Source organism: Rhizobium sp. SVR5-9E (assembly GCF_056755095.1).
Genome location: NZ_JBNDHS010000666.1, coordinates 1 through 241, shown reverse-complemented (window position 1 = coordinate 241; position 241 = coordinate 1). Strand labels below are relative to the sequence as shown.

Below are 241 nucleotides of genomic sequence, written 5' to 3'. Positions count from 1 at the left end.
CATCAACACCGACGCCGAAGGCCGGCTCGTTCTCTGCGATGCGCTCTGGTACACCAACGATCGCTTCAAGCCGCAATTCATGATCAATCTGGCGACCCTGACCGGCGCGATCCTGGTCGCCCTCGGCAATCTGCAAGCCGGCCTGTTCAGCAACGACGACAAGCTGGCGAACGAGCTGACAGCTGCTGGTCTCGTTACCGATGAGCGCCTGTGGCGCATGCCGCTCGGCAAGGATTACGAC

At 61.4% G+C, this 241-nt stretch carries 1 pseudogene; it reads left to right on the top strand.

The annotated features are described in order from the left end of the window. Positions 1-241: pseudogene (locus ACPYOJ_RS36475) on the top strand (leucyl aminopeptidase); the annotation flags it as partial.